This is a genomic window from Collimonas antrihumi, assembly GCF_018304965.1.
Lineage (GTDB): Bacteria > Pseudomonadota > Gammaproteobacteria > Burkholderiales > Burkholderiaceae_D > Collimonas > Collimonas antrihumi.
In genome coordinates this window covers 1-1,506 of record NZ_JAGQED010000066.1, presented here as the reverse complement: position 1 = coordinate 1,506, position 1,506 = coordinate 1, and the positions used below count along the sequence as shown (strand labels likewise).

The 1,506-nt window shown below is 54.2% G+C and carries 1 protein-coding gene; it reads right to left on the bottom strand.

Translation table 11 applies throughout. The features are described from left to right. Positions 1-9: 9 nt before the first annotated feature. Complete coding sequence (locus KHU29_RS22005; protein ID WP_211455460.1) at positions 10-1,395, bottom strand: IS4 family transposase; 1,386 nt, start codon at positions 1,393-1,395, stop codon at positions 10-12. Positions 1,396-1,506 lie beyond the last annotated feature (111 nt).

The following is a 1,506-nucleotide window of genomic DNA, read 5'->3' as shown; positions in this document are numbered from 1 at the left end:
GAATGGCACTTACTTAACCTTTTTCGGATGACCGTATTTTTGCACCGTCGCTCTTGCTACAGGCCGAGTTTCGGTCAGTAGAGGGTAAGATTTTGGTCTTCGCTTGATGGCGCGTGGTTCGATTCTCCCTGGTCGGTTTGCGACCGTTTGTTCGGCCACCAACGCCAAGAATTCTGCGACCTTATCGTTGTCATCAAGGTGATGCAATGCCTCGCTCGCTGCCAGCCAAAGCTGCAGCGTATGCTTGAAGCTCAGTGCGCGTGGTAGCACATCGGCGAGCAAGGCAGATTGCAGCATAATCATTCGGATGAGGTTGTAGGCAAGCAGGTATACCCACATCTCCTTTTCGCCCATCTGCGGCGTTTTGCAGCTCAGTGTTTCCATGCCTAATGTGGTCTTGATGTTGCGAATGTCCAACTCGACATGCCAGCGACGCTTGTATAGCGCCTTCAGGGCGATTTTAGGCGTTGTTTTCGGACAGAGTAAGGTCGTCACCACCACTTTTCCGCCAACTTCCAACTCCCTCACGCTGAGCGTATCTGGCGCAGATTCGTACTGTTCTATCGTCATCCAGTCCGGGCGGATTTTCGGCTTGGTCAGTGTGATCGAATGATCCCGGCTCCCCAGGCGTTTTCCACGACGAAAGTCGGTCGAACGCTTGCGAGCACCGTGTTGTTCGAATACCGCATCCACACCGCGTAAGCCAAGTTCGGCCAACAAAAAATAGCTTGCATAAAACGCGTCGCCCAAGAGTAGGTCGCCCGTTTCCAAAGTATCTAACAGCGATCGCAAGAGTGTCTGCTCGCTGCCGCCTTTACCTTTGAATTTTCCCATGACCGCATTGAGCAACGCGCCGCTAGCCAGGCAGGTTATCCCCACGATGCGGCAGATAGGAAAGCCCAGCCCAGGTTTTTGCCCGCTCTGCTGCGGATAAGTGGCCTGGTTGGCTGGCGTATCCGGCAAAGTCACTGTCGTGCCATCTACCAGCCGTACTGGCCGGCCGCGCCATCGCCAACTATGCGCGGCTTTCCCTGCGATCAGATGGCCAGTAGTGATGGCCATCTCCGACACCATTTCCAGTGGCAACCGCCGACGCGCTTTGCAGTAGGCACCTGTTTTTGTGCTGCACAGCGGTAGACCATGCAGTAGTCGTTTGACCGCCACATCATCAACAATGCCCTGACAGGAACGGTCCGATTTCATCGCCTGCGCCATAAACATGGACAGCGTCTCGGTTGGTGGAAAGAGCCGTTCACGATGCGCCGGCAACGTCGCCTCCAGTGTGTCAAATAATTCGGGCGACGTGAGTAGATCGAAAAAACGAAATGCATCGTGGGCGGCGGCATGATGGCGAACGCGACGTTGCCGAGATAACACGGAACGATTATTATGCATGTGGGCTGGCTCTTCGATGGGGGCGATGGTTTGGCGACTTAAGCTTACCATCACGCCAGCCTGTTTTTCCTCAATAATTCATGCACTTAGCGTTTAAGTAAGTGCCATTCG